Consider the following 6,330-nt stretch of genomic DNA (forward strand, 5'->3'; position numbering starts at 1 on the left):
ATATTAGTTGGTCTTATCCAACCATTCTCGACTTTCTCGCATCTTCGTCAGGAATAATTCAGCTATGAGCGATGCCGACGGAGAAGAGCGCGATCCGGGCGCCGTCATCCAGGCCTCGCTCTCCACCATCCTCCGCTGGTCGACCAGGGCCGACAACCGTCGGACTCTGCAGGATGCCGGTGGTGCCGCCCTCACCAGCACCGACGCGTGGCTGCTCGAGCACATCGCGACCTCGGGCCCGCACCGCATGTCGGCGCTCGCCGAATGGCTCTCGGTCGACCGCTCGACCATGAGCACCGAGGTGCGACGGCTCGAGGAGGCCGGCCTCGTCGAGCGCACCGCCGACCCGAGCGACGGGCGGGCCGTGCTCGTCACCGCCACCCCCGAGGGCGTCGAGGCGCTGAAGCTGCACCTGCAGGCCGCGCACGAGGTCTACTCCACCCTCGTCGGCAAGTGGAATGAGCACGACCGCACCGAGCTGGCGAGGCTGCTCGAGCGCTTCGTGCACGAGTTCTCGTGGGTCACGGATGCGATCTCCCGCCACAACGCGGGGCGCTGACCGGCCGGGCCCGGGCCCTGCCTCCTCTGTGGCTCGACCCGTGAGTAGAAAATACTCCGGCTCGATCATTCCCGCTCTCGCGCAAGCTCGAGGTGTCCCACCGCCGAGCCGAGATGCGAGAACAGTTCGTGATGCCCTTCTGGAACCGCCTACGACGTCCCGAACGATTCGGAAAGGGCGACTTCCGTCGAGTCATGGTCGGCATTGCGTTCGTCGCCACTGTGGTCGGCGTCGGTGCCGTACCGGTGTCCGATCCGGCTGCTGCTGCTGCTGCTGCTGCTGGTGAGGAGGAACGATCGAACGCTGTGCCGGCGATCACCGAGTTCGATCTCGGCAATCCGAACGGGCTTCCGAACGGCATCGTCTCCACAGGCGACGGAACGGTGTGGGTCTCGGTCCTCGGTGACCGAGCAGTGGTTCGCTTGAATCGCTCGGGTGAAGTGATGGCCACATACCCGCTGACAGGGTCACCCTCCAGCATCTCGGTCGACAGCACAGGCGGAGTGTGGGTCGCCATGATCGGCTCCAACCGCATTGCGAGCATCTCGGCGGCGGGTGAGGTTCACGAATATCCGCTGCCGCAGCCCAACTCGCTGCCGGCACACATCTGGGACGGTGGTGATCAGGTCTACTTCTCCGAACAGGGGCGCGGGTATGTCGGACGATTGACCGAGTCGACCGGACAGGTGGAGGAATGGGAGATTTCCGGTGCCGTGCAGTTGGGCGAGGTGAGCGGCCTCGCAGATCAGGTCTGGGTGGTGGATGAAGGGGCAGGACGAACCTGGATAGTCGATCGCGGAGGCGCTGCGCGGGGGGCATGGGACCTCGTCCCAGGCATACGAGATCTCGACGTGACGACCGCGGACTCGAGCGGTGTCCACGGAGCATTCCAGACCGCAACAGGCGTGGCCGACTTCACCTACCGCGACGGTGGATCGACGGCACGGGGTGTCCTCGATGCCGAGAGAAGCGATCTCAGAGGATTCGCGAGGGCCGGTGCTCGCTTCTGGATGGCAGACGCCGGCACGAACTCCATCGTGGGCGCGAGCAGAGGAGGGAAAGTCTTCGAATTCGCCGTTCCGTCAGTCGATGCAGGACTGACGGGACTCGCAATCAGCGAATCACGCTACGTCTGGGTGCTGGAGAGGCGTCACGGCAAGGTCGCGCGCCTCGACACGATCGGCTTGCCGGAGGTGACCAGGGTGGGCGGAGTCGACCGTTACGACATGGCGGTCAACATCTCGCACGAGTTCTCGTCGGCCGACGTCGACACCGTGTTCGTGACCAGCGGGGAGAAGTTCGCCGACGCATTGAGTGCCGGAGCCATCGCCGGTCACGTGGGTGGTCCGCTGCTTCTCAGCAGGCAGAACTCCATATCTCGCGTGGTGCTGGATGAGATCATTCGCCTACGACCCCGCGAGGTCATCGTGGTCGGGGGGCCGGCCTCTGTCTCCGAAAGCGTTCTCGACGCCATCGAGGAAGCGCTCCCCACTGCCGAGCGCGTCGACCGTGTGGGCGGCAGGGACCGCTACGAAGTCTCCCGGGCACTCTTGACGGGGGAGTTCGCTCCCACGTCACCCAGGGCCCTGTACGTGGCGAGCGGACGCAACTTTCCCGATGCGCTGTCGAGCACACCGGCCGCTGTTCGCGCCCAGACAGGAGTCCTCCTCATCGACGGGGCAGCTCGCTCGCTTTCCTCGAAAGAGATGGCTGTCGTTGGTCAGTACAGCAAGGCCGGCGCGACGATCAAGGTGGTGGGAGGTGCGGCGTCGGTCAGCGACGACATCATGCAACAGCTGTCGACTGCGGGGAATGCGATCCGACTCGGCGGTCCTGATCGCTACGCCGTCTCGGTGGCAGTGAACGAGGATGCATTCCCGAACGCGCACGTCGCTTTCCTGGCAAGCGGGGTCGCCTTTGCCGATGCTCTTGCAGGCGGGCCTGCCGCCGGGTCGAGTGAAGCACCCGTGTTCCTGGTGCGAAAGGACTGCGTTCCGGCGGGTGTGCTGTCGAGGATTCAGCAGACAGGTAGATCGGTCTGGATACTCGGCGGGGAGAACACTCTCTCTCAAGGGGTACTCAACCTCAGCGGGTGCGCGAACGCCGAGTAGTCGTCGCGGGGGAGCGCGTCAGCTGTAACCAGAGGGTTCGGGATAGGCCCCACGCAGAGCGTGGTCGCCGACCTCTTGGGCCTTGTACGCCACGGGGTCGTGCAGCGTGACGGTGCGGGCGTTCCGCCAGAAGCGGTCGAAGCCGTAGGAGGTGCCCGTGGCGCGTGCCCCGGTGAGCTCGAACACGCGCGAGGTCACGTCGAGTGCGACCTTCGTCGACACCACCTTGGCGGCCGCGATCTCGATCGCCGCCTCGCCGCGCTCGGCGTCGGTGAGCGCCCAGCCGCGATCCGCGACGGCCGTGAGCGACTCGGTCGCTCGCCAGGTGAGCGCATCCGCTGCCCGGGTGGCCGCCGCGAGGTCGCCGATGAGCTCGCGGATGTAGGGGTCGTCGACCGCGCGGTCGACACCGCTCGTGGACCACGGCTTGGTGCTCGTCTGCACGTACTCCGCCGCGGCGGCGAGGGCGCCCTCGGCGAGACCGACGTGCACGTGGTCGAGCGCGAGCTGGAAGAAGAGGATCGAGAGCGAGGAGTAGGGGTGGTAGCGCGGCCCCTCCTGCCCGCCGAAGCCCAGCACGTTCTCCTCCGGCACGCTCGCGGCCTCGAACGACACCGACCCGGAGGCCGAGAGCCGCTGGCCGTTGTTCTCCCAGTCGTCGTGATGGATGACGCCCGGTTGGGTGGCGTCGATCACGATGGCGAGCTTCTCGCCCGTATCGACGCGGGTGCCGCTCGCCGTGATGCGGTCGGAGACCTGAGCGCCCGTGGCGAAGAACTTGCGACCGCTGACGGTGAAGCCCCCGCTGCCTGCTCCGCTCTCGACCGGGGTGAGCGCGAGCCCCGCGTCGCGCGGGTTGCCGGCGCCGCCCCAGAACCAGTGGTTCCGGGCGAGACCACGCTGCAGCGCCTGGAAGCGCTCCTCGTTCTCGTTCAGCTGCATGCGCCAGGAGTTGACGAAGTGGTAGGCGAAGAGATGGCCGAGCCCGCCGTCGGCGCGGAGCACCGGGCGGAGGGCCGACAGCACGGTGGGCCAGTCGAGTCCGCCGCCACCGAGCTCGCGAGGCACGAGGGCGGGCAGGAGGCCGGTGGCCCGGAAGGCGGCGACCTCGGCGAAGGGGGCGGTGCCCTCGTGGTCGCGCTCGGCGGCCACGGCGGTGAAGCGCTCAGCAAGGGCCGCGAGGGTGTCGGCAGCCTCGGCCGGGTCGGTGACGGTGCGCGGTGTGGCTGCGCTCACGCCGCGGGCTCCGTCCACGGCGTGCGGTTCCACTGCCGGAGCACCTGGTTGCCGTGCTCGAAGCCGAGCACGCTCACCGCGGCGGTGTCGAGCACGAGGTACTCGCCGAGGCGGATGGGCGCCCCGATCCAGGTGGCACCGAGCGAGCGCAGGTAGTGCCCGTGCGAGAAGATCAGCACGTCGTCGCCGGTGTTGAGGGTGCGGTGGGCGCGGCGGATGACGGCCTGGTTGCGTGCCAGCAGATCGGCGGCCTGCTCGCCCCGGCCCTCGGCATCCTGCACGATGCCGTTCTCCCAGAGGTTCCAGGGCCCCCCGAAGGCCTCCGCGATCTGGGGGCTCGTGAGGCCCTCGAACGATCCGTAGTCCCACTCGGCGAGGTCGGCGTCGACCTCCGGCGCGGGGCTGTCGACGAGGCCGGGCGTCACGAGGGCTGCGGTGTCGGTCGCGCGGCGCCGAGGGCTCGTGAGCACGAGGCCGAAGCGGCGGCCGGCGAGGGCTCGGCCGACCGCGCGGGCCTGCTCCTCGCCGCGGGCGGTGAGCGGGATGTCGGTGCGGCCCGTGTGGCGGCCGTCGAGGCTCCACTCCGTCTCGCCGTGCCGCACGAGCACGATCTGGGGCGCGGTGCCGCGGGCGGCGTGCCGGAAGGTGTCGCCGGCGTCGGGGTGGCCCTCGGGAAGGGCGGCGGGGTGCGGATCGGGGAGTGTCATGGGAGGCCTTCGGACTCGGGAGGCGAGCGCGGGAGATCGCCTCGTCCAGGGTAGCGGCCAGGCGCTGGGGTGTGACGCGGGATGGCGTTACCTGCCGTGCTCCCGGGCGAAACGTGGCCGCAATCTCGGCGCGCGAGGATGGCGGCATGACAGAGCTCACCGTGGTCGATGCCGTGATCCTCCCGATGGCCGACCGGCCGGTGCTGGATGGTCCGCTGGGTGGGCCTGGGCTGGACGGTCAGGCGACCGGGAGTGCGGACTGGTTCCGCGGCTGGCTGCGGGTGGGCGACGACGGCCGGATCGCAGCCATCGGGGAGGGGACGCCGACCGCCGACGAGATCGGCGGTGAGGTGCTCGACGTGCACGGGGCCTTCGTGGCACCCGGGTTCATCTCGGCGCACAGCCATATCTTCACGAGCGGCATGCGCGGCATGACCCCGGGTGACAGCCTCTACGGCTGGGTCGGCGAGCAGAGCACGTTCATCTCGGGAGCCGACTCCGACGACATCTACTGGTTCACCCTGCACGGCTGCCTCGACTTCCTCGGCAACGGCGTCACGAGCGCCTACAACTTCACCGACTCGCGCGTGGTGGGCAAGTACGACGCCGAGAGCGACACCCGCGAGATCTACGCGATCCGCCCCGAGGAGTACCTGCACCGGCAGATCGACGCCGCCCGCGACGCCGGCCTCCGCACCATGAACGCCCTCCGCCTCGACTCGGAGTTCCAGCCCGCCGAGGAGGCCTTCGCGGTGTTCGCCCGGGCGGTCGCGCACCTGAAGCGATCGGTGCCGGCCGAGCTCGATCTCGGCGCGAGCGTCTTCGGCGCGGTGCAGTGGTCGGCGAGCGAGCAGGCGGCCCGCGACGAGGTCGCCGCGATGGATGCGCACGGCATCGGCAACCAGGCGCACTTCCTCGAGACGAGCGAGGCGCTCGACCAGCAGCGCGAGAAGTTCCGCTGGTACGAGGAGGCCGGGGCGCTGCGACCGGGGTTCCTGTTCGGCCACTTCGTGCATCCGGATTCGTCCATGTCCCGGGTCGCCGCGGAGAAGGGTGCCGGCATGGTCTGGCAGCCCACCTCGAACGGCCGGCTGGGCTCCGGCGTCGCCGACATCCCGCACTACCGCTCGCTCGGCATGCCGATCGGCGTGGGGCTCGACGACCAGAGCTGCACCGACGTCTCCGACCCGTTCCAGAACCTGCGGATCGGTGCCTACACCCAGCGCGCCGTGAACCAGGACGCCTCGATCGTGATGCCGCGCGAGATGCTCCGGATGCACACGCTCGGCTCGGCCGAGGCGCTCGGCCCGCAGGTGGCGGCGGCCGTGGGATCGCTCGAGGTGGGCAAGTTCGCCGACTTCCTCGTGGTCGATCCGGCGTCACCCGACACGGGCCCGGTGTGGGACGTCTTTGCGCACTACGCGTTCGCGTGCGGGCTGCGGAACCTCAAGAAGGTGTTCGTGGGCGGGGAGCTCGTGTCGTCGGAGGGGGTCTCGACGCATCCGCTCGCCGCCCGCGCGAGCACCGAGCTGCACGCACGGGTGCGGGAGGTCGCCTCGAGGGCGGCCTCCCGCAGTGTGGAGCGACTGGCCTGGTGACCAGTGGGTGCTGCTACAGGGAGATCAGGCCCTGGGTCTTCGAGGTCGCGGCGGCCAGGCGCTCGGCGACGTTCTGCCAGTTGGCGATGTTCCAGACGGCCTTGATGTAGTCGGCGCGC

The 6,330-nt window shown here is 69.1% G+C and carries 5 protein-coding genes and 1 pseudogene; 3 read left to right on the forward strand and 3 right to left on the reverse strand.

Annotated elements, in window-relative coordinates; all coding sequences use genetic code 11:
- Window positions 1-64: 64 nt before the first annotated feature.
- On the forward strand, window positions 65-559 hold the full coding sequence (locus tag N1028_RS14785) for a MarR family winged helix-turn-helix transcriptional regulator (RefSeq protein WP_259530135.1): 495 nt from the start codon (window positions 65-67) through the stop codon (window positions 557-559).
- A 194-nt stretch (window positions 560-753) separates the two neighbouring features.
- Complete coding sequence (locus tag N1028_RS14790) at window positions 754-2,670, forward strand: cell wall-binding repeat-containing protein (RefSeq protein WP_259530136.1); 1,917 nt, start codon at window positions 754-756, stop codon at window positions 2,668-2,670.
- A gap of 18 nt (window positions 2,671-2,688) precedes the next feature.
- Here N1028_RS14790 and N1028_RS14795 read toward each other — a convergent pair whose 3' ends face one another.
- The gene (locus N1028_RS14795; RefSeq protein WP_259530137.1) at window positions 2,689-3,906 is read right to left on the reverse strand and encodes an acyl-CoA dehydrogenase family protein; all 1,218 of its coding nucleotides are present in this window, start codon (window positions 3,904-3,906) and stop codon (window positions 2,689-2,691) included.
- Window positions 3,903-4,613, reverse strand: coding sequence for a histidine phosphatase family protein (locus N1028_RS14800; RefSeq protein ID WP_259530138.1), 711 nt, complete (start codon window positions 4,611-4,613; stop codon window positions 3,903-3,905). The genes N1028_RS14795 and N1028_RS14800 overlap by 4 nt, the downstream gene beginning before the upstream one ends.
- Before the next feature lie 146 nt (window positions 4,614-4,759).
- On the opposite strand from N1028_RS14800, the gene N1028_RS14805 reads away from it, so the two are divergent.
- Window positions 4,760-6,211, forward strand: a complete 1,452-nt coding sequence (locus N1028_RS14805; protein ID WP_259530139.1) for an amidohydrolase family protein — start codon at window positions 4,760-4,762, stop codon at window positions 6,209-6,211.
- A 13-nt stretch (window positions 6,212-6,224) separates the two neighbouring features.
- On the opposite strand, the pseudogene N1028_RS14810 reads toward N1028_RS14805, so the two are convergent.
- A pseudogene (locus tag N1028_RS14810) lies at window positions 6,225-6,330 on the reverse strand (Fe-Mn family superoxide dismutase); the annotation flags it as partial.

The organism is Herbiconiux oxytropis (assembly GCF_024979315.1).
In the GTDB taxonomy this organism is placed as follows: domain Bacteria; phylum Actinomycetota; class Actinomycetes; order Actinomycetales; family Microbacteriaceae; genus Herbiconiux; species Herbiconiux oxytropis.